General features: G+C 67.5%; 14 protein-coding genes, 1 tRNA gene and 1 pseudogene. 7 read left to right on the forward strand and 9 right to left on the reverse strand.

All coding sequences use genetic code 11. From position 1 onward, the window contains the following. Nucleotides 1–89: 89 nt before the first annotated feature. On the forward strand, nucleotides 90–3,392 hold the full coding sequence (locus ASD69_RS06250; protein WP_056175126.1) for an Rne/Rng family ribonuclease: 3,303 nt from the start codon (nucleotides 90–92) through the stop codon (nucleotides 3,390–3,392). A gap of 397 nt (nucleotides 3,393–3,789) precedes the next feature. Here ASD69_RS06250 and ASD69_RS06255 read toward each other — a convergent pair whose 3' ends face one another. After that, complete coding sequence (locus ASD69_RS06255) at nucleotides 3,790–4,437, reverse strand: response regulator (RefSeq protein ID WP_056175131.1); 648 nt, start codon at nucleotides 4,435–4,437, stop codon at nucleotides 3,790–3,792. 142 nt (nucleotides 4,438–4,579) lie between these two features. On the opposite strand from ASD69_RS06255, the gene ASD69_RS06260 reads away from it, so the two are divergent. The 5 genes from ASD69_RS06260 (at nucleotide 4,580) to ASD69_RS06280 (ending at nucleotide 9,477) form a co-directional block, all read left to right on the forward strand. Beyond that, nucleotides 4,580–5,488: a M20/M25/M40 family metallo-hydrolase gene (locus tag ASD69_RS06260; RefSeq protein WP_056175134.1), complete on the forward strand. Its 909-nt coding sequence runs from the start codon at nucleotides 4,580–4,582 to the stop codon at nucleotides 5,486–5,488. A 223-nt stretch (nucleotides 5,489–5,711) separates the two neighbouring features. Continuing rightward, complete coding sequence (locus ASD69_RS06265) at nucleotides 5,712–6,515, forward strand: isocitrate lyase/phosphoenolpyruvate mutase family protein (RefSeq protein WP_056175137.1); 804 nt, start codon at nucleotides 5,712–5,714, stop codon at nucleotides 6,513–6,515. A gap of 86 nt (nucleotides 6,516–6,601) precedes the next feature. Beyond that, a complete protein-coding gene (locus ASD69_RS06270) occupies nucleotides 6,602–7,969 on the forward strand; it encodes a phospholipase D-like domain-containing protein (RefSeq protein ID WP_056175141.1) in 1,368 nt (455 codons plus the stop codon). A gap of 191 nt (nucleotides 7,970–8,160) precedes the next feature. After that, the gene (locus tag ASD69_RS06275) at nucleotides 8,161–8,403 is read left to right on the forward strand and encodes a hypothetical protein (protein WP_056175144.1); all 243 of its coding nucleotides are present in this window, start codon (nucleotides 8,161–8,163) and stop codon (nucleotides 8,401–8,403) included. Nucleotides 8,404–8,628: 225 nt separating this feature from the next. Further along, entirely contained in the window at nucleotides 8,629–9,477 is an 849-nt protein-coding gene (locus ASD69_RS06280; RefSeq protein WP_056175149.1) for an aminotransferase class IV family protein, read from the forward strand. Nucleotides 9,478–9,529: 52 nt separating this feature from the next. Here the strand turns inward: ASD69_RS06280 and ASD69_RS06285 are convergent, their stop codons facing one another. The 3 genes and pseudogenes from ASD69_RS06285 to ASD69_RS06295 all read right to left on the reverse strand — a co-directional run. Then, nucleotides 9,530–10,519, reverse strand: a complete 990-nt coding sequence (locus ASD69_RS06285; RefSeq protein ID WP_056176655.1) for an HNH endonuclease — start codon at nucleotides 10,517–10,519, stop codon at nucleotides 9,530–9,532. 28 nt (nucleotides 10,520–10,547) lie between these two features. After that, nucleotides 10,548–10,637 (reverse strand) — tRNA-Ser (locus ASD69_RS06290). A gap of 166 nt (nucleotides 10,638–10,803) precedes the next feature. Beyond that, nucleotides 10,804–11,682: pseudogene (locus ASD69_RS06295) on the reverse strand (LysR family transcriptional regulator); the annotation flags it as partial. Between the two features lie 117 nt (nucleotides 11,683–11,799). On the opposite strand from ASD69_RS06295, the gene ASD69_RS06300 reads away from it, so the two are divergent. Beyond that, the gene (locus tag ASD69_RS06300; RefSeq protein ID WP_056175155.1) at nucleotides 11,800–12,378 is read left to right on the forward strand and encodes an NAD(P)H-dependent oxidoreductase; all 579 of its coding nucleotides are present in this window, start codon (nucleotides 11,800–11,802) and stop codon (nucleotides 12,376–12,378) included. A gap of 430 nt (nucleotides 12,379–12,808) precedes the next feature. On the opposite strand, the gene ASD69_RS06305 is transcribed toward ASD69_RS06300, so the two are convergent. The 5 genes from ASD69_RS06305 to ASD69_RS06325 form a co-directional block, all read right to left on the reverse strand. Continuing rightward, complete coding sequence (locus ASD69_RS06305; protein WP_056176657.1) at nucleotides 12,809–15,994, reverse strand: discoidin domain-containing protein; 3,186 nt, start codon at nucleotides 15,992–15,994, stop codon at nucleotides 12,809–12,811. A 153-nt stretch (nucleotides 15,995–16,147) separates the two neighbouring features. Continuing rightward, entirely contained in the window at nucleotides 16,148–16,969 is an 822-nt protein-coding gene (locus tag ASD69_RS06310) for a carbohydrate ABC transporter permease (protein WP_056175159.1), read from the reverse strand. After that, the gene (locus tag ASD69_RS06315) at nucleotides 16,969–17,847 is read right to left on the reverse strand and encodes a sugar ABC transporter permease (protein ID WP_056175162.1); all 879 of its coding nucleotides are present in this window, start codon (nucleotides 17,845–17,847) and stop codon (nucleotides 16,969–16,971) included. Before ASD69_RS06315 ends, ASD69_RS06310 begins: the two co-directional genes overlap by 1 nt. Then, entirely contained in the window at nucleotides 17,844–19,190 is a 1,347-nt protein-coding gene (locus ASD69_RS06320; RefSeq protein ID WP_082576296.1) for a sugar ABC transporter substrate-binding protein, read from the reverse strand. Before ASD69_RS06320 ends, ASD69_RS06315 begins: the two co-directional genes overlap by 4 nt. Nucleotides 19,191–19,200: 10 nt before the next feature. Next, nucleotides 19,201–20,847 carry a glucoamylase family protein gene (locus ASD69_RS06325; RefSeq protein ID WP_056175169.1) on the reverse strand — a complete coding sequence of 549 codons (1,647 nt, stop codon included), beginning with the start codon at nucleotides 20,845–20,847 and terminating at the stop codon, nucleotides 19,201–19,203. Nucleotides 20,848–20,959 lie beyond the last annotated feature (112 nt).

The following is a 20,959-nucleotide window of genomic DNA, read 5'->3' on the forward strand; positions in this document are numbered from 1 at the left end:
AGCGTACAGGCCGCGACGGCGGGGCTTCGGTTCCCAGATAGCGAAACGCCATGGCGTTCCGCGCGGTAGAGCGCGCGAGGAACGCAACAATGAAGCGCATGCTGATCAATGCGACGCAGGCGGAAGAACTGCGCGTCGCGATCGTCGACGGCCAGAACCTGTACGACATCGACATCGAACAACCGGCCAAGGAACAGAAGAAGTCCAACATCTACAAGGGTCGCATCACCCGCCTCGAGCCCTCGCTCGAAGCGGCGTTCGTGGAATACGGCGCCGAGCGCCACGGCTTCCTGCCGCTGAAGGAAATCTCCCGCGACTATTTCCAGGCCGGCGTCGACCACAACAAGGCCGGCCTGCGCGAGCTCCTGCGCGAAGGCCAGGAAGTGGTGGTTCAGGTCGATAAGGAAGAGCGCGGCAACAAGGGCGCCGCCCTGACCACGTTCATCTCCCTGGCCGGCCGCTACATGGTGCTGATGCCGAACTCGCCCACCGCCGGCGGCGTCTCGCGCCGCATCGAGGGCGACGACCGCGCCGCCCTCAAGGAGGCGATGGACAAGCTGGCCATCCCCGACGACATGGGCGTGATCATCCGCACCGCCGGCGTCGGCCGCGATGCCGAAGAGCTGCAATGGGACCTGGACTACCTGCTCCAGGTCTGGAAGTCGATCGCCGAGGGCGCCCTGAGCAAGCCCTCGCCGTTCCTGATCTACCAGGAATCGCGCCTGATCATCCGCGCCCTGCGCGACTACATGCGCCCGGACATCGGCGAGATCCTGGTCGACACCGACGAGATGTACGCCGAGGCGCGCGACTTCGTCGAACAAGTCATGCCGCACAACCTGCGCAAGCTGAAGAAGTACAGCGACGATACCCCGCTGTTCAACCGCTTCCAGATCGAGTCGCAGATCGAGAACGCCTACGAGCGCACCGTACGCCTGCCCTCCGGCGGCGCCCTGGTGATCGACCAGACCGAGGCCCTGACCGCGGTCGACGTGAACTCGGCGCGCGCCACCAAGGGCGGCGACATCGAAGAAACCGCGTTCAACACCAACCTGGAAGCAGCCGAGGAAGTCGCCCGCCAGATGCGCCTGCGCGACCTCGGCGGCCTGGTGGTGATCGACTTCATCGACATGTCGTCCAACCGCCACCAGCGCGAGGTCGAGAACAAGCTGCAAAATGCCCTCAAGCAGGACCGCGCGCGCGTCCAGATCGGCCGCATCTCGCGCTTCGGCCTGCTCGAGCTGAGCCGCCAGCGCCTGCGCCCGTCGCTGGGCGAGTCCAGCCAGCTGGTCTGCCCGCGTTGCGACGGCCACGGCCGCATGCGCAGCGTCGAATCGCTGTCGCTGTCGATCCTGCGCGTGGCCGAAGAGCACGCGATGAAGGAGAACACCGGCCAGGTGCTGGTGCAGGCCCCGACCGAGATCGCCAACTACCTGCTCAACGAAAAGCGCCGCGCGCTCAGCGAGATCGAACAGCGCCACGACTCGCCGATCGTGATCGTCGCCGACGAGCAGTTGGAGACCCCGCACTACGAGGTCACCCGCATCCGCGAGAACGAGCTGGGCGAAGAATCCAGCAAGCCCAGCTACCAGCGCGGCACCCCGCGCAAGCTGCCGACCCACGCCCTGACCAAGGCCCATCTGAACATTCCGGATGCGCCGATGGTGACCAACGTCAAGCCCGCCCAGCCCGCGCCGATGCGCGAGCCGCGCGAAGAGCCGGCCGCCGTGGCCGCTTTCGCGGTGCCGGCGCCGGTGGTGGTCGCGGCGCCGCAGGTCGGTTTGTTCGGACGCCTCATCAACCTGTTCCGCGGCGGCGCCGCCGCTGCCCCCGCCGCACCGGCTCCGGCCGCGCGCGCGCAGGACGGCCGCGGCCGTAACGAACGCGGCGACCGCAACGGCGGTCAGCGCCGCGACGGCCGCAACGAAGGCCGCAACGGCAAGGGCGGCCGCGATGGCGGTCGCCGCGACGAGCAGCGCCGCGACAAGCCGCAGGCCCAGCAGCAGGCCCCGGGCGGCCAGCAGCAGCCCCGCGTCAAGCAGGAGCAGCCGGCCAAGCAAGCGCAGCCGCAGAACCCGCCCAAGCAGCAGCAGGCGCAGCAGCCCAAGCAGCCCAAGCCCCAGCAGCAACCGCAGGGCGAAGAGCAGCGCACGGGCAACGCCCCGCAGCAGGCGCAGGCCAACAACGCCCCGCGTCCGCCGCGCGAGCCCAAGCCGGCCGCAGCGCAGCCCAAGCCCGACACCGAAGCGCTGAACGCACCCGCGATCGCCGCCGCTGCCCTGCCCGCCGTCGCCGCCGCGACCGGCGAAGCCGTGGCCGCCGAGGAAGCGATCAAGCGCGAAGACGCCGTCAATGCCAGCAACGAGAACGGCGCCGCAGCCGATGACGCCGCCGGCGAAGGCGGCGGCCGTCGCCGCCGTGGCCGTCGCGGCGGTCGCCGCCGTCGTCGCGGTGCGGGCGAAGCCGGCGCCGCCGGCGAATCGCAGCTGCACGACGATGTCTTGAACGACGACGACGACGAAGCCGGCGACGAGCCGGGCGCGACGCCGGTCGCGGCCGCGAACCGCTCGCAGCCCGAGTTCGATTTCGACGACGATGCCTCGGCACCGGCCAAGCCGGCTCCGGCTTCGGCCGCGCCCAGCGCGGTCGCGACCGCGGCACCGGTCGCCGCCGCCGTGGCCGCCGCGCCGTCCTTCGACACCCAGCCGGTGTTCGAACCGCACGAGCCCACGCGCAGCTACAACGCCGCCGAACAGGTCGTGCCGGCGGCCGCGACCGCCGTCCAGGCGGTCGAGACCGCGCCGGCCGTGGAGCCGACGCCCGCCGCCGCCGCGGCGGCCGCGATCGCGCCGGTCGCGACCGCTCCGGTGGAAGCAGCGCCAGTCGCCGCCGCCGCCAAGACGGAAGCGCCCACTAGCGCCTACGTGGCGCCGAAGGCGTACGAAGCCCCGAAGGCCTATGAGGCTCCGAAGGCCGAAGCGCCCAAGGCCTACGAAGCACCGCAGGCTTACGAGGCACCGAAGCCCGTCGAAGCGCCGGTCGTGATCGCGCCGCAGTACGCCCAGCCCGCCGCGCCCAAAGCCGACGAACCGGCCGTCGTGACGCCCACCGCGGTCGTGATCGAGCCTGAAGTCGTCGCCCCGCTGGTGGTCGAAGCCGAAGTCGTGCCGGCACCGGTCGCGATCGAAGAGACCGTGGTCGAAACGCCGGCCGTGGTGCCGGCGGTCGAAGCGAAGGCGGAAGCCGTCGCGCCTTCGATGCCGCACACCGCCAGCCTGTTCGATCCGGTCCCGCAGCCGCCGCGTCCGGCGACGCCGGCACCTGCCGATGCCGCGGTCGAAGGCCAGGCCGATGCGGACGACGAGCCCAAGGAAGGCGACCGTCACGCCTGATCGGGTGAGGTCGTAGTGCGACAGGAAACGGGCCGCTAGCTGCGGCCCGTTTCTATTTGGGGGCTAGGAATAGGAACGGAGGCGTTCGTGACGAGCCGTTCGTGGTGAGCTTGTCGAGCCATGAGCGGTGGGCCCGCGCCAAGGCAAAGGCAAATCCCCCTCAATCCCCCTTTTGCAAAGGGGGAAGGCAAACAAGGCGAAGAAACCCCACGAGCCGTTCGTGGTGAGCTTGTCGAACCATGAGCGGTGGGCTCGTGACAAGGCAAAAGCAAATCCCCCTCAATCCCCCTTTTGCAAAGGGGGAAGACAAGCAAAGGCAAAGAAAACTCACGAGCCGTTCGTGGTGAGCGTGTCGAACCATAAGCGGCGAAGCGTGCCGCGTAACCTGCGGCGCCGCTTACAACGCGTGCGCCGGATCCGCCAAACCGTACTGCCCGGCCAAGCGCGCCAGCGCGATGGTGTCGACCACGCCCAGCTTCGCGAACAAGCGCGTCTTGTGGGTGTTGACGGTTTTGGCGCTAAGGCTCAGACGCTTGGCGATCTCTTCCTGGCGCAGCCCCTGCACCAGCAACAGCGCGATTTCGATTTCGCGCGGCGACAATTCGTCGAACGGCGACGCGCCGCCGTCGACCTTGGCCAAAGCCATGTTCTGGGCGATCGCGACGGCCAGGTAACGCTTGCCGCGTGCGACGTCGCGCACCGCGCGCAACAGCTCGGCGGCGTCGCCGCCCTTGTTGACGTAGCCCGAGGCGCCGGCCGCGAGCAGGCGCTGCGGCATCGGCCCGTCCTCCAGCACCGACACGATGATCACCCGCGTGCCGTGGTCGCCCTTGATCACGCGCTCGGTCACTTCCAGCCCGCTGTAGCCGGGCAGATGCAGATCGCACAGCACCACGTCGGGACGCAGCTTGCGGATTTCCGGCAAGGCGAGCTCGCCGCTTTCGGCGTCGCCCACCACTTCGATGTCGGTTTCCGCCGACAAGATCATGCGCATGCCGGTTCGCACCAGCGCGTGATCGTCGACAAGGTAAACGCGTATCGTCATGCTGTCCCCGGCCGCTGCGGCCTGCCGCAAACGAGGCTACGCGGCGCCCGCGGGGCACGCAAGCAGTCGCGAACCTTTGGCACATTCGATCCATTGCCGCGCTGTGCAAACTCCAGCTAATTCGTTAGGCGAAGGAACCCAAATGCCGCACAAAAGCCGTCTTGTCGTCCTCGCGCTCAGCCTCGCGATCGCCGCCTGCGCGCAAACCGCGCCGGTTGCGCCGGCCGCACCGCCGGCGAGCGTAGACGCCACCAGCCAACCCGCCGCCGCCGGCTGGCTGGCCGACGTGGTCGCGATGTCCGACAGCCAGGCCGCCGGCGACCGCCGCGCGGTGATCCAGCGCCGCCTGCAGGGCCTGGGCATCCAGTGGAGCGCCGTACCGTTCAGCGCCGGCGAACACAGCGGCGAAAACCTGCTGGCCGACGTCTCCGGCTCGGCCGATGCGCCGCTGCTGCTGCTGGGCGCGCATTCGGACAAGGTAGACGTCGGCCGCGGCGCCACCGACAACGCCTCCGGCAGCGCGGCGGTGCTGGCCCTGGCCGAGCGCTTCAAGCGCGAACCGCTGCGGCACCATCGCGTCGCGGTCGCGTTCTGGGACCTGGAGGAACGCGGTCTGCTCGGCGCCAAGGCCTACGTCGCCGACGGCAAGGTCAAGCCCGCGCTGTACGTCAATTTCGACGTGTTCGGCTGGGGCGACACGCTGTGGATGATGACGCCCGATGCCAATCAGCCGCTGGTCGCCGCATCGCGCGCCGCCACCGACGAAACCGGTATCAGCCTGTCCGCTGGCGACAAGTACCCGCCGTCCGATCATCTGGCCTTCCTCAAGGCCGGCTGGCCGGCGGTGTCGTACTCGCTGCTCGGCGCGGCGGAGATTCCGCTGACCTTGGAAGCGTTCGCCGGCAAGAAGCCCAAGCCGGTGCCGAAGGTGATGCAGGTGATCCATAGCGATGCCGACACCGTCAGCCAGGTCGACGCGGTCGCGGCCGCGCGCGGCGTGGATGCGGTGGAACGCGCGTTGCGCCGTTGGGACGCGCAGTCCGCGCCGTAACGCGATCGGCGCTCGCGGCGGCTGCCGCCGCGAGCGCGTAACGCCCGTCTTGCGGCGAATTCGCAAGCGCCGCACAGGTTGCCAACGGCACGCAGGCTATCGTGATCGATACCCGCCGACGCGACTCCGAGCACAGCGCCACGGCGCTGTCCGAATCCGGCGAGTCGGCATCGCGCCCAGCTGTCAGCATCACCGCATCCAGCCCTCTCCCCCGGAGCACCGAATGACCGACCACGCCACCGCCTTCCGCCGTCTGCATCAGGACGGCCTGCTCCTGCTCGCCAACGCCTGGGATGCGGGCAGCGCGCGCTTGATCGAAAGCCTGGGCGCGAAAGCCGTCGCCACCACCAGCGCAGGCCTAGCCTGGTCGAACGGTTACGCCGACGGCGACGCGCTGCCGGTCGAACGCCTGTACGCCGCGGTGGAAAGCATCGCGCGCGCGATCCGCGTGTCGCTGACGGTCGACGCCGAAGGCGGCTATTCCGACGATCCGGCCACGGTCGGCGCGACGATCGCGCGGCTGGGCGCGCTGGGCGCGGTCGGCATCAATCTCGAAGACGGCGACGGCACGCCCGAGGCGCTGTGCGCCAAGCTCGACGCGATCAAGCGCGCCTGCGCCCAGACCGGCGTCGACCTCTTCGTCAACGTGCGCACCGACATCTACCTGCGCGGCCTCGCCCCGGAAGGCGAGCGCGTCGGCGCCACCCTGGCGCGCGCGCGGCTGTACCGCGACGCCGGCGCCGACGGCCTGTTCGTGCCCGGCATCGTTGAGCGCAGCGATATCGCCGACGTCGTCGCCGGCACGCCGCTGCCGGTGAACGTGCTCGCACGCCCGGGCCTGCCCGCCGCAGCGGAGCTGGCGCAGTTGGGCGTGCGCCGCCTCAGCGCGGGCTCCGGCCTGTCGCAGACCCTGTTCGCGCGCGCCGCCGAGCTCGCCAGCGGCTTCTTCCGCGACGGCGACTCCGCGCCACTGTCCGCCGGCGCCATGCCCTACGCCGACATCAACGCGCTGTTCGCCGCACGCTGACGCGGCGGCGCGCGGCGCCGGTGTACATTGCCTGCAACGCGCACGCGCCGGCTCCACCGGCGCGGCGCTAGCGCCGAGGCAGACGCATGTTCCATTGGCTGACGGGCACCTTCGCGCACCTGGCCGCCGCCGCGCTGGCGGTGCTGATCTATGTCCTGACCACGCGCGTCGCCCAGGAACGCCGCGCGCCCGCGGCCGCGATCGCCTGGGTGATCGCGCTGGCCCTGCTGCCCTACCTCGCGCTGCCGCTGTATCTCGCCTTCGGCCGGCGCAAGCTCACGCGCGAGCGCGTGCACCTGCGTGCGCACACGCAAGCGCAGACGCATTGGGCCGCCGAACTGCTGGTCTCGCTGGGCCTGCCCACGCCGGCCAGCGCGAACACGCAGTTCGACGCCGACGGCACGGCCGCGCTCGCATCGATGCTGGCGCTGATCGACGGCGCCCGCCAGCGCTTGGACGTGTGCAGCTTCATCCTCGGCAGCGACCAGGTCGGCGCGCGCGTACTGCGGGCGCTGGCCGCGGCCCAGCAACGCGGCGTGCGCGTGCGACTGTTGCTGGACGGCGTCGGCTCGCTGCGCACCGATCGCGCCGCCCTGCGCGCCTTGCGCCGCAGCGGCGCCGAGGTCGCGTTCTTCCGTGGTCTGCTCGGCCGCCCCGATGGAGCGCCGCGCAATCTGCGCAATCACCGCAAGCTCGCGATCGCCGACGGCCAGCGCCTGTGGAGCGGCGGCCGCAATCTCGCCATCGAATACTTCCTCGACCGGCCCGAGCGCCCGGCCTGGCTGGACCTGTCGTTCACCATCGACGGCGCCGTCGCCGCCGACGCCGCCGACCGCTTCGAGCGCGACTGGTGCAAGGCCGTGCACCGGCCGCTGCCCGCATTGGCCGCATCCGTGCCCCAGCCCGCGCAACCGCTGGTCGCGGCCGCCCAATTCCTGCCCAGCGGCCCCGAGTTGCCCGAGGACAGCGCCCAGGCCCTGCTGGTCGCCGGCGGCTACCGCGTGCGCCGCCGCTTGCTCGCGGTCACGCCATATTTCGTGCCCGACGACAGCTTGCAACAGACCTTGAAACTGGCCGCGCTGCGCGGCATCCAAGTCGACCTGGTCCTGCCCGCGCAATCCAACCACCGCCTCGCCGACCTCGCCCGCCGCCGCTCCATGCGCGACCTGGCCGCGGCCGGCGCGCGCTTCTGGCTGCACCCGCGCATGCTGCACGCCAAGGCGGTGGTGTTCGACGACGACCTGGCGATGTGCGGCTCGATCAACCTCGACCTGCGCAGCCTGTTCCTCAACCACGAGGCCTCGGTGCTGTTCTACGGCCGCCACGAAATCGACTGGCTCGCCCAATGGATCGACGCCCGACGCGGCGAATCCCAGGCCTACCAGCTCCGCCCGGCCGGCATGGGCGCCGACCTGCTGGAAGGCGCGGTGCGCGCGATCGCCTTCCAGCTCTAAGCACGTCCGCTGACACCATCGGCCACGCCGATTGGGGATTCAGATCACAACTTTTACGCGCGCTCAAAGTCTGCCGGCCGATTCCGTGCTTCCATGCCGCGAAAGACCGCGCCGCCGGCACGCTCACGCCTTATTCTCTGCCGGGACACCAGACTGTCAGCCACGCCAGGCATTACACGGGGCCGCACCACATGCCGGACAAGGAACGCCGACGCACCGCCGAACCGACCGATGCGCAATTGCGCGCCGGCCTGACGCCCGAACAGCTGTCCGCCTTGGAGACGCTGGAACACTTCCGCTGGACCCTGCGCTTCGTGCGCCGCCCGCTGTTCAAAGAACCGATACCGGTGGTCTTCCACGCCGACGGCCGCTACGCCGTGCTGGAACCGGACGGCTCGATCAACGACAACCCCGGCTTCGATATCCGCAAATAGCCGCACCGGCGTCCCAACGCCAACCCCGTTTTGGGGTAGGAGTGGCGTAAGCCGCGACCACGTAACCCCACCTACGACGCGTCCCAGACTTCAAACCAAACTTGAAGCCCCAACAAGAAACATTCGTTTCTCCACATCGAAACCGCGGCGGATAGTCGCACCCATCGAACCGCTGCACTGCTCTTCTACGGGCAATGCAGCGCCTAATCCTTGGAGTGCCCCGCCATGCTCACTGCCTCGCCCACCTACGTCACCCAACGCAACGGCCAAGACGCCAACGCCGAAACCCTCGCCCCACTCGCCTTCGCCGGCCACGCCCACTTCACCGCCATGCAAGTCCGCGACCGCAAAATCCGCGGCCTCGACCTGCACCTGGACCGCCTGCGCGCCGCTTCGATGCAGATGTACGGCCACGCCCTCCCCGACGAGCGCATCTGCGCCTACCTGCGCAGCGCCATCGAAGCCGGCCCCGCCGACCTCTCGCTGACCGCCACGGTCTACTCGCCCGCCGGCGAATTCGTCGTCGCCGGCCCCGGCATCGAACCCGAAATCCTGATCCGCACCAGCCCCGCCGCCACCGGCCCCGCAGGCCCGCTATCCCTGGCCACCTTCGACTACGAACGCCCGCTCCCCAACGTGAAGCACGTAGGCGAAGTCGCCAAAACCCACTACCTGCGCGCAGCCGTCGCGCAAGGTTTCGACGACGCCGCCTTCGTGGACCGCCACGGCCGCCTCAGCGAAGCCTCGATCTGGAATCTGGTGTTCTGGGATGGCGAAGCCGTGGTGTGGCCGATCGCGGACATGCTGATCGGCACGACGATGGGGATCGTACGGCGGCAGTTAGAGCGCCTGGGCGTCGCGCAGCGCGCTCAAGAAGTACGGCTGACCGATCTGGCCTGCATGGCGGGCGCGGCGGTGATGAACTCGTGGACGCCGGGGATCGCAGTGAGCGCGCTAGATCAAGCCAACCTATCAGCATCCCCTGCGCTCATGAGAACTTTACATCGCGCATATGAGATGGAACCACCGCAAGACCTAGATCTCTCAAAAGCGACACGAGTCGAATCGAGATAGAACGAGCAAAAAGCATTTCAACGCATACTCTGCATGCTCTGATTAGCAACTATCAAGAATGACTTCGGCGTGCGCGCGCCAGCGCCGAGTTCATCTTATCTGACCAGCCATCGGGGAGAGACAACTTCATTGATAGGAGAAACTGACCTTCAGCTCGGTTATCAGCCAAGATTTTTGACATAAAGTCTGGCACTTTCGCTGCCTCGTCAATTATCCCTCCTGCAACGCCGACGAGAAGGTCGCGAACCTCTATGTACACATCATCAACGGTAGAGAAACGCACCGTCTCCTCCCAAGCCAGGCATGCTTCACAAACCTCACGATACAGCCTACAAACGGAGATGATGTCAGATTCGATGCCAGGAACTCCCGGAGCCCCCCACGCGCGCGCGAACTCAACATTGCTCAGCTCGCCGAAGGCCCTGATCATGACGCGGATCTCAGCCATACGATCATCCAACCAAGAAAGGAAATCGACCTTCGCCACTCTTGTCGCGGGCTTCATATATAGCCCTCGTTGCAATGCGTCCCAGCGTCGAAGGACAGGCGCCATCTCAAAACGTAAAACTTCAGCTGTGAGGCGATACTCCCAGGGCCCATCTTTCTCAAGAATCAGTCGCTCGGCCAAATAGCTCAGCCGCCCTAATTCGTCCAAGTGACGTTTCTCATATCTCTCGCGAACATCAGCGCCAGCCTTACCCACTAAGTCGCTAATTGTTCGGGCGTGCTCCCTTTGCCATTCGAACAGAAGGCCAACTGGGAAGCGATTCGGATCGTCATCTACTAGCTTATGGCAATTGCCACATAGCCAAATTGCATTCGAAATATCACTGCGCGCCGATGAGCTCATATCAGCGTCATAACGAGCCGCCCCGGGATTCGCGCCATAGATATGCGCCGCTTCTCCCACGTTGACCGAGCCTGCCGGATCATCGGTGGGACCACTAGTTATTGCCTTGCAGTCCGGGTTAGAGCACCGATTTGCCGCTCTCTTCGCTAACGTCACAATGACTGATTGCTTGAACCTGTCTTCCGTCGCCATACCGGCTCCGCCCTGAAAGACGAGAACATGGCGGAGAGAGTGGGATTCGAACCCACGGAAGGTTTAACCCTTCGGCGGTTTTCAAGACCGCTGCCTTAAACCACTCGGCCACCTCTCCGTAGCGGGGTCGCGGCGCCGGGCGTGGCCGGCGGCGCCGCGGGATTCTCTCACGCCGCGGTCTTGCTGCGCGCCTTGGCGTCGTTCTTGGCGACGCCGTCGGGGCACGGGGCGCCCTTGATGTCGCTGCATTGCAGGCGCGCGGACTCGACCAGGGACGGGGCCTTTTCGGCCAGGAAGTCGATGAACACGCGCACTGCCGGCAGCAGACCGCGACGGGAGGCGAACACGGCGTGGAAGATGCCTTGCGGCAGGCGCCAGTTCGGCAGCACCACTTCCAGCTCGCCGCGGCGCACGGCTTCGGCGCAGACGGTTTCCGGCAGCAGGGTGATGCCCACACCCTGTTCGGCCAGCGCCATCAGCATCGGGAAATCGAAGCCCATCACCCGCGGCTTGAGTTCGACCCGGCGCACTTCGCCGTCGGGGCCGTGCAGCTCCCAGCGCTGGCGGGCGTCGTCCTCGCTGATGCTGAGGGTGACATGGTCGGACAGTTCGTCGGGGTTCTTGGGACGGCCCATGCGGGTGAGGTACTTCGGGCTGGCGACCAGCAGTTCCTGGATCTGGCCGAAGCTGCGCATCACCAGGCTGCCGTCGTCGTCGAGCTTGGAACGCACGCGCAAGGCGACGTCGATGCCTTCGTTGATGATGTCGACGCGGCGGTTGCTGACGTGCAGTTGGACGCGCACCTGCGGGTACTTGGCCAGGAATTCGGGCAACAGCTTGGGCAACTGCTGCTGGGCCAGGCCGACCGGCACGCTGACGCGGATCACGCCGCGCGGCTCGGCGCTGAGGCGGTCCACCACTTCGCGCGCGGCCTGGGCTTCGGCCAGCATCGACTGGGCATGGCGATAGACGCTGTTGCCGACGTCGGTGACGGCGAAGCGACGCGTGGAACGCTGCAGCAGGCGCACGCCCAGATCGGTCTCGAGCTGGCTGATGCGCCGGCTCAGACGCGACTTCGGTATGCCCAGCGCGCGCTCGGCGGCGGCGAAACCGGCGTGGTCTACGACCATCGCGAAGTAGTAGAGGTCGTTGAGATCGTGCATGGCTATAGTTCCGAATTCAGAACAGTAAGTGATATTAAACCAGCTTTATCCTATTTTTGCAACGAACTACAGTTTGCCTCAACGCGGCGCCGCCGCAACCGCCCACCGAGGCCAGCCATGAAACTCCTGCACATCGATTCCAGCGCCCTAGGCGCCAATTCCGTGACCCGCGAGCTTAGCGCGGCCGTGGTGGCGCGCTGGCAGGACGCCCTGCCGGCGCTCAAGGTCGAGTACCGCGACCTGGACGCCGAGCCGATCCCGCATCTTACCGGTCGCACCCTGGCCAAGGCCGATCCGGCCGAGGCCGACGAGGGCGAGCGCGTGATCCAGCAGTTCCTGGACGCCGACGTGATCGTGATCGGCTCGCCGATGTACAACTTCGGCGTGAGCTCGACCCTGAAGGCCTGGATCGACCGTGTCGCCGTCGCCGGCCGCACCTTCCGCTATACCGAGAACGGGCCGGAAGGCCTGGCCAAGGGCAAGCGCGTGATCGTCGCCACGGGTCGCGGCGGCTTCCACGCCGGCGCGCCCACCGACTTCCAGGAGCCCTACCTGCGCCAGGTGTTCGCCTTCCTGGATATCGACCAGGTCGAGTTCGTACGCGCCGAGGGCGTGGCCTATTCGCCGCAGCACCGCAGCGACGCCCTCGCCCAGGCGCATGCGTCGATTCCGACCCCGCTGCGTCTGGCCGCCTGATTCCCTCCCCGAGCCGGCGCCCTCCCCTCGCCGGCACCGCGCCGGGCCTGCACGCAGGCCCGGCGTTCTTGTTTGGTGGCGGCGCTACACCAGGAGCGGCCGCGGCTTTGGGGTAGGAGCGACGTGAGTCGCGACACGCGCAACTGGCCGTAGGTTCGCGGTCGCGACTCACGTCGCTCCTACCCCAAGGCAACGGCATTGTTGTGATCGCCTCGAGGCTCACGGCCAGCGCATGGTCCAACCTCGAAAACATCTGCCGACTGTAGGAGCGACGCGAGTCGCGACCACGAAACTTCGGCCACCTGCGCGACCCGCCTTCTGTGGGAGCGACGTGAGTCGCGATTGCGCAGCTTCGGCGACCTGCGCGGGTCGCGACTTGCGTCGCTCCTACAGGACGGTGGCGCAAGTTCGCCGGCAACCTCGCCTACGACTACTGCGCCAACTCGACCGTCACCTTCGCCGGCACCCGCTCGATCCGCAGCTCGCCGTTGCGCCATTGCGCGGGCTGGCCGTCGATGCGGGTGGCGCCCGGCGCCTGCGGGTAAGGCCAGCTCAGCACCACGCCGCCGGCGGGCGGCGTCAGGCCGGCCTCCAGGCTCAGCTGCAGTTGCTTGCGCTGGCTGCGCAAACGATAGGACAGCTGACCATAAGGCGTGCGCAGTGCGGTCACCGACACGCCCTCGTCGTCCAGCCAGTCCGCCGGAAGACCGGCGCCGATCACCAGCGCCTCGTCCAGGTCGCGGGTATAGGCGAACAAGTCCAGCGCCGAGCGCACGTAGTCGGACTCGACCCAGGCATGCGGCAAGTCGCCGACGAAGAACGGCTTGCGCGGCGTACGCGAGACCACCTCGGCCCATTGGTTCCAGCCGCGCGGCTGCTGGTCCTTGAAGAAGAAATCCAGAGCCTGGTGCGCGCGCTCGCGCCAGCCCAGGCGCACGAAGCTGCCGATAGTGCGCAGCTCGTAGGGCGTGTAGTCCTTCCACTCGCGGCGGCCGTCGCGGCGGTCCACGAATTCCATCCAGTAGCGCTCGAAGGTATTGCGCAGCAGCGTCTCGGGCAGGCGCCCCTGCTCGCCGCCGGGCGCGAGCGCGATCGTGGTCGAGGTGGCGTCGAAATCGCCGAGCTCGGCGGCGCCCGGGATGAAGTCGATGCCGCGGTCGCGGGTGGCGGCGGCGATGGAGGCGTAGAGATCGTCGCGGAACTGGTCGCGCGAGGCCTTGATGCGCCGGGCCTCGTCGTCCTTGCCCAGCCACTGCGCGATCTCGACCGCGTCCTTGTAGCCGCGCAGCGCCCAGAAATTGTCCCAGTACGAGTGCATCGGCTTGGCCGAATAGCCCTCGTGGCTGATCGAGGCCGGCATCATGCCGTAGAAGGCCGGGTTCTTCGCGCGGTTGGCCTCGGTGCGCTCGCTCAGGCGCAGCTCGTCCATGTACTTCACCGCGCCCAATACGTGCGGCCACATCGCGTCGAGCAACGCGCGGTCGCGGCGGTAACGGTAGACCTCGGCGACGGTAAAGATCAGCTCGCCGTGGCTGTCGTTCTCCGGCACCGGGTCGCTGCCGCGGTCATCCACGCAGCACGGTACCTTGCCGTTGTCGAACTGATACGGCGCGTACCAGCGCAGGAACTCCTCGGCCACGTCTTCGCGCCCCATGCGCAGCAGGCCCTCGCCTATCATCGCGCCGTCGCGGATCCAGGCGCGCGAATACGAGCGTGTGCCCGGCTGCAAACGCGGGCCGACGCGGCTGATCAGCATGTGGGCCAGGCCCGTGCGCAAGGTGTCGACGATAGGCTGGCCTTGCTTCGGCACCGCAATGCGCACGCGGTCGAGTTTGTCGCGCCATTGCCGGGCCACATCGTCCTGCACCTGCTGCGGCGACCGCGGCGGTGGCGGCGGCCCGGGGGGAGCGGCACCGCTCAAACGCGAGTCCCAACTGAAGTCCTGGCTGGCGCCCGGGGCCAGCTCGACGGCGTAGAGCAAAGCACCGGAAGCCAGGCCGCTGGCGTCGCTGACTTCAGCGGCGCTGCTGCCGACCAGAGTGAACGGCCGCTCGTTGTCGGCGCAAGCTTGCTTGCAGAAACTCGACCAGTCCGCGTTCGCGAGACGTTCTACCACATCGCCTTGATCGTAGGCGCTGGCGAAAGCCGCCGCGGACTTGCTGGCGCGAACACGCTCGCGGCCGGCCACCGTGAAAATCCCTTCGCTGGCGGAGATCGTGTAAATCGGGCTGACGCCGCCGACGGTATTGAGGAACTGGCTGGGCGGATTGACCTGCAAGGGTCGCGCGGCCAACACGAACACATAACGGCGCGGTGAAGCGCCGGTGTTTGTGAGCCGGTAGCGCGCGTACAGCGTCGAGTCTTCGCGCACGCCCTGCGCGAACGCCGTGATATCCAGCGCGAACTCAGGGTGCGCCCATTTCACCGACGGGATCGGTAGATAGCCGTCCTGCAAGGATTGAGAGGTTTGCACATCGGCCCAGGTGACTAGCCGATCGCCACTGACCACGAACGGCTCGATGCTGAAACCGCCCTTGCCCACCTCGATCGCGCCATCCTCGCCGATCAGGCCCTGATCTTCACCGCCATCGACGCCGACGATGGTCCAGTACGGCTGCTCGCCGCTGAAACCGCGCGGATAACGGCCGCGCGGCGCCTCCTTGGCGATCGCGGCGACGAAGTCGTTGGGCGTGGCGGCGAAAGCCAAGGGCTGCACACTGAATTCGGCCAATCCAAAACCGAGCCCCGCGCCGTTCTCCGGTAGCAGCCGCAGATAGCGCGCTTCGGCTTCGGGCAGCGGAAGATGGTCGGTCCCGCCGTTGCCACCCCGCACGCCGATCGCAGGCTGCCATTGCTTGCCGTCATCGGACAGCTGCAGGCGGTAATCGGAGGCGTATTCGTCATCCGCCCAGCGCAGCACCACGCCGCCGAACTCGCGCTTGCGGCCCAGGTCGAGGGTCAGGGCCGGGTCGGGATCGGTCGCGAAGCCGGCGTGCCAGGCGGTCTTGGGATCGCCGTCGACGGCGAACTCGGCGCGGCTGCCCTGGGCCGCGGTAGTCGCGACGACACGGCCGGTCAACGGCGCGCCGTCCTCCTTCGGCAGCGGCTCGAAGGTCAGCTGGTCGAAGCACACCGAGCCCTTGCCGCCGCTGCTGTTGTAGATAGTGAATTCCAGCTTGGCGCTGCGTCGCAGGGTCGGGTCCGGCGCCGGGCCCCAGGCGCGGCTGATGTGGCGCTGTTTATAGACCACCGGCGTCCACTGCTTCGGGAACGCGTACTTGGGCCGGTTGACCCACCACACGTTGTCGCCGCTGTCGTCGACCAACTTGAACTGCAGGTCGTTGACCGGCGAGTCGCCGCGCAGTTGGAACGAGAAGGCGTAGTTGTCCGGGTACTGCATCGGCAAGGCGCGCTGCAGGCCAACATAGCCGGAGACGTCGTTGAAGTCGTAGTCCAGGCAGATCGCCTTGCCTTGCGCGCCGTCGGCGAGGCGCAACTGGCCGCTGACCTGGTTGGAGGTGACGACGGTCCAGGGGGCGGTGGATTCGAAGGTATCGAGGGTGCGGGGTTTAGCGCTGGCTGGGAGACTGGTTAGGAGCAGGAGCGCAAAGCAAATCCCCCCTAGCCCCCCTTTTGCAAAGGGGGGGACCGGTGTCGGAGCAGGCGACGCGCTTGTCTTCCCCCTTTGAAAAAGGGGGATTGAGGGGGATTTGCTCTTAGACCACCACGCCACACTCGCCAACATGCCGCTCCTCATCCGATCCACCGCTCAGCCCTTGACGCTGCCCACCAACAGGCCCTGCAGGTAATAGCGCTGCAGTACCAGGAACAGCAGCAGCACCGGCAGCACGGTGACCACCGAGCCGGCCATCATCAGTTCGTTGTCCTGCACGTGCTCGCGCGACAGCGAGGCCAGCGCCACCGGCAGGGTCTGCAGGCCGCTGTCGCTGAGCACGATCAGCGGCCACATGAAATCGTTCCAGGCGCCGAGGAAACTGAAGATCGCCAGGGTCACCAGGATCGGCTTCAGCGCCGGCAGCACGATCTGGAAGAAGATGCGGAACTCGCCGGCGCCGTCGATGCGCGCCGCTTCCAGCAGTTCGTCCGGGATCGAGCGCGCGTACTGCCGCACCAGGAAGATACCGAAGATGCCGGCCATGCCCGGCACCACGGCGCCGGCGTAGGTGTTGATCAGCCCGATCTGCTTGAGCATCAGGAACAGCGGCATCATCGTGACCTGGGCCGGGATCACCAGCGCCGCCAGCAAGGTGCGGAACACGCGATCGCGGCCGGCGAAGCGCAGCTTGGCGAAGGCGTAACCGGCCATGGTGTTGAGCAGCAGCGCGACCAGGGTGGTCATCGTCGCGATCAGGAAGCTGTTGAACAGGTAGCGCCCCATGCCGATGCGCTCGAACAGCTCGTGGTAGTTGGCCAGGGTCGGATGCGCGGGCAGCAGCGGCGGCGGGAAGCTCGCCGCCTCGCCGGGCTGCATCAGCGACACCGACAGCATCCACAGCAGCGGCGCCAGGCTCAGTATCGCCAGGCCCAGCAGCAGGCCGTTGACGATGGCGCGCGCCAGACGCGGGCTCATCACTCAACCCCCTTGCGGCGCGCGAACCACAGCAGGCCGCTGGTGACCGCGGTCATCAGCACGAACAACAGGAACGCGACCGCCGAGGCGTTACCCAGGTTCCACCACTTGAAGCCTTCTTCGTACATCAGGTACAGCACGCTGACCGTACTCTGCAGCGGACCGCCCTGGGTGATCACGTAGGGCTCGGCGAACAGTTGGAAGTAGCCGGCAAGCGTGAGGATGCCGACCAGCACCAGCACCGGCCCCAGCATCGGCAGGGTCACGTGGCGGAACTGACGCCAGGGCGAGGCGCCGTCGATGCGCGCGGCTTCGTACAGGTCTTCCGGGATCGCCTGCAGCCCTGCGAGGAAGATGATCATGTTGTAGCCGAAGTTCTTCCACACCGCGAACAGGATGATGGTGGGCATGGCCCAGGTCGGATCGCCCAGCCAGTCGATCGGATCGATGCCCAGGCCCGACAGCGCCCAGTTCACCAGGCCGTAGCGGGTGTGGAACAGATAGCGCCAGATCACCGCCACCGCCACCACCGTGGTCACCACCGGCGCGAAATAGGCGGTGCGAAAGAACGGCTTGAGGTAACCCAGCTTGGAATGCAGCAGCAGCGCCGCGCCCAGCGAGACCGCGATCGACAGCGGCACGCCGACGATCACGAAGTACATCGTGTTGCCCAGCGCCCGCCAGAACAGCGGGTTCTGCAGCAGGTTGAGGTAGTTGTCGAGCCCGACGAAGCGCAGGTTGCCGATATCCGACAGCGCGTAGATGTCGAAGTCGGTCAGGCTGAGCGCCAGCGCGGCCAGCACCGGCAAGCCGAAGAACACGCCGATCACCGTCAGCGCGGGCCCGGCGAACACCCAGCCGGCGGTGGAGGCCTTCATCGCCCTGCCCCCGCCTGCGCCGCGGCCTGGTGATCCAGCATCCAGCGCCGCTTCTCCAGAATCTTGTCGGTGCGGCGGTCGAGCTCGGCCGCGGCCTCGTCCACGCTGAGACGGCGGTTGGCCAGTTGCTCGCCGACCAGCTTGATCTCCATGGCGATGCGCTCCCACTCCGGCACCTTCGGCGTGGGCCGCGCGCGTTCGAGCTGGTCGCGATAGGCGCGCGCATACGGGTCGGCCGTCAGCGCCGGCGCGTTCCAGGCGCTGCGACGCGGCGGCAGGTTGCCGGTCAGGCCGTGGAAGCGGATCTGGGTTTCGGTGCGCGACAGGTACTCGACCAGTTTCCAGGCCGCGTCCTGGCGTTTGGAACCGCGGAACACGACGAAGCTGGCGCCGCCAGCGATCGAGGCGCCGGGGCCGTGCTCGCCCGGCAGCGGCATGGTCATCCAATCGCCCTGCACGTCCGCCGGCAGGCGCTTGCGGAACTCGGCGATGTTCCAGGGGCCGTTGATGTAGTAGCTGAAGTAGCCGCGGCCGAATTCGTTCCAGACGTTGGCGACCTGGGTGTTGCTGAGCAGCGGCGCCCAGCGTTGGTCGAACATCTCGCGATAGAACGTCAACGCACGCTTGAAGCCCGGGCTACGAAAATTGCCGTAGCGCCCGTCTTCGCGCAGCAGCGGATCGGGCGACTGGATGCCCAGGTTGAGCAGCGGTTCGGGCTCGTTGAGCGGCAGCAGGATCGCGTAGCGGTCCGGCCCGACGTCGCGCTTGATCGCCGCCATCGCCTGGCGCCACTCGTCCCAGGTCTGCGGCGGCGTCTTGATGCCGGCGCGCTCGGTGATGTCGCGACGGTAGAACGGAAGCCGCGTCTCCACGTACCACGGAACCGCATAGGCCTGGCCGCCGATCACGCCGCTGTCCCAGGCACCGCTGAAATAGTCTTGCACCGCCAGCGACGGCGTCGCCGCGATGCGCGCATCCAGCGGCTGCAAGGCGTTCAACAACGCGAACTCCGGGATCCAGGTGTTGCCGATCGCGCACACGTCGGGCAGCGAATCGCCGGCGAACGCGGTGAGCAGCTTCTCGTGCGCGGAGGTGATCGGCAGTTGCTGGATCTCGACCCGGATGCCCGGGTTGAGGCGCTCGAACTCCGGGATCAACTGGGCCACGACCTCGCCTTCGTAACCCATGGCCCAGAACCGCACCACCTGGCGGCGGTCGTCCTGGCGGCTGCAGGCTGCCGCGAGCACGCAGACGAGCAGCACCAACAGCACCGCGAAGGCGCTGCGCACGCGCGGCGCGCGCGAGGCGCGCCGGCGATCGGGGAATGCGAATGAAATAGGCATACGCCGCAGCTTAGTCCGGCTGCTGCTTGGGCGCCTGGGCCTCGTTGGCGCGGCCCGCGCGCGACTCCGCCTCGCCCAGCGCACGCGCGGTCGCGGCCTCCTTCTCGGCCTTGGTCTGCGGCTTGGGCGTGGTCTCGGGCAGCGCTTCCTTGCCGTCGGCCTGGACCTTCGGCGGTTCCAGCCAGCCGCCCTTGAAGCCCGCGCGTTCCAGGCCGGAGCGGATGTAGGGATTGCGCTTCATCACGTTCCAGACGAAGTCGTTGCGGTAGTTGGCGATCATCGCCAGGATCGGACCCTGATCGATGCCGATGTAATCGCTGGCCACCCAGCCCTGGTTGGGCACCACCCGCCCGGTCTTGAGCGGAATGTCGTACTTGAAGCTGGGATTGAACGAATCCAGGAAGCCGTAGCTGGAATACAGGAACTCGCCGTAGCGCTCGTGCATGGCCACGGTGCTGGGGATCACGATCTCCGGCGCGAACGGCAGCGAAGCGATCGCCGCGGTCGGGGCGATGGTGCCGTCGTCGAAGTTCTCGCGCAGGCCGGCGCCGCGCGCCGAGTAGTGGCGGAACTGGCGCTGCTCGCCGCGGTATTCCTGCAGGGTCTGCTGCGGGCCGTCGCTGGCGGTCAGGCCCCAGACTTCCGGGCCGTAGTCTTCCCACTTCATCGGGTTGGCGATGGCGTAGGCGCGCTGAGCGTAGGCGGCGCGGCGGCTGTTCTCGAAATAATCGATGCCGCGCTCGCGCATGTAGTCGTCCTGGATCCCGCGGAAATCGATCCAGACGTGGCTGTACTGGTGGCCGAACAAGGGGCCGAACGCGAGGAACTCCTCGCCCTGGTACACGCCCCAGACGTCGTTGTAAGTGCGCGTCCACACCGTCCACGCATCCGGGCTGACCGGGTGGCTGGGCGAACCCAGGGCCAGTACGTACAACAGCATGGCCTCGTTGTAGCCGGTCCAGTCGTGCTTGATGAAGCCGCTCTCGGGGAACCAGCCCATCGACACCAGCGGCTTGTTCTTCTGCAGCCAGGTCCAGTCGACGCGACGGTACAGCGTGTCGGCGATCTCGCGGATCTCCTTTTCGCGCGCGTCGTCGCGGTCGTAGTAGGACTGCGCGAACAGCACGCCCATCATCAGCAGGGCGGTGTCCACGCTCGATAGCTCGACCCAGCTGTCGTAACGCTGGCCCTTCTGCATGTCGAGGAAGTGGTAGTAGAAGCCGTTGTAACTGCCCTTGCCGCTCTTCTGCGGGCCCGAGGGCAAGTCGCGGAAGAACTTCAGCGTCAGCAAGGTGCGGTCCACCGCCTGGCTGCGGCTGACCCAGCCGTTCTCTACGCCGATCGGGTACGCGGTCAGCGCATAGCCCACCGAGGCGATGCTGGCGAACGGCCGCGAGGGAAACCGGTCGGGCGTGAGCCCGTTCTGCTCGTTGGTGGTGTCCCAGAAGAACTGGAAGGTGCGCTTTTCGATGTCGCGGAACAGCGGCGGCAGCTCCATCTTGGTCGCCTTGAGCGGCTCGACCTCGATATCGGCGGCGGGCGCTATCGGATACGTCTGCGACGTGGGCGTATTGCGCTGGCAACCGATGAACGACAACGGCGCCGCGATCAGCAGCGCGATCAGGACCTGACGGGAGCGAGATACAGCATGCAACATGAAGAGAGCAGACCTTTCGATCGTGGGGGATCGCTTGGACTTCGAGGTGGAGGCCGGATCTATCGATCGAACCGTCGCCCGCTTCCGGCCGGAAAGCGGGCGACCGGGCCGG

It is taken from the genome of Lysobacter sp. Root604 (assembly GCF_001427505.1).
In the GTDB taxonomy this organism is placed as follows: Bacteria; Pseudomonadota; Gammaproteobacteria; order Xanthomonadales; family Xanthomonadaceae; genus Lysobacter.

Coding starts and splice junctions, on each gene's coding strand:
- ASD69_RS06250 (WP_056175126.1), top strand. CDS start 90: ATGAAGCGCATGCTGATCAATGCGACGCAGGCGGAAGAACTGCGCGTC.
- ASD69_RS06285 (WP_056176655.1), bottom strand. CDS start 10,519: ATGGCGACGGAAGACAGGTTCAAGCAATCAGTCATTGTGACGTTAGCG.
- ASD69_RS06300 (WP_056175155.1), top strand. CDS start 11,800: ATGAAACTCCTGCACATCGATTCCAGCGCCCTAGGCGCCAATTCCGTG.
- ASD69_RS06310 (WP_056175159.1), bottom strand. CDS start 16,969: ATGAGCCCGCGTCTGGCGCGCGCCATCGTCAACGGCCTGCTGCTGGGC.
- ASD69_RS06320 (WP_082576296.1), bottom strand. CDS start 19,190: ATGCCTATTTCATTCGCATTCCCCGATCGCCGGCGCGCCTCGCGCGCG.
- ASD69_RS06275 (WP_056175144.1), top strand. CDS start 8,161: ATGCCGGACAAGGAACGCCGACGCACCGCCGAACCGACCGATGCGCAA.
- ASD69_RS06270 (WP_056175141.1), top strand. CDS start 6,602: ATGTTCCATTGGCTGACGGGCACCTTCGCGCACCTGGCCGCCGCCGCG.
- ASD69_RS06255 (WP_056175131.1), bottom strand. CDS start 4,437: ATGACGATACGCGTTTACCTTGTCGACGATCACGCGCTGGTGCGAACC.
- ASD69_RS06260 (WP_056175134.1), top strand. CDS start 4,580: ATGCCGCACAAAAGCCGTCTTGTCGTCCTCGCGCTCAGCCTCGCGATC.
- ASD69_RS06325 (WP_056175169.1), bottom strand. CDS start 20,847: ATGTTGCATGCTGTATCTCGCTCCCGTCAGGTCCTGATCGCGCTGCTG.
- ASD69_RS06280 (WP_056175149.1), top strand. CDS start 8,629: ATGCTCACTGCCTCGCCCACCTACGTCACCCAACGCAACGGCCAAGAC.
- ASD69_RS06315 (WP_056175162.1), bottom strand. CDS start 17,847: ATGAAGGCCTCCACCGCCGGCTGGGTGTTCGCCGGGCCCGCGCTGACG.
- ASD69_RS06265 (WP_056175137.1), top strand. CDS start 5,712: ATGACCGACCACGCCACCGCCTTCCGCCGTCTGCATCAGGACGGCCTG.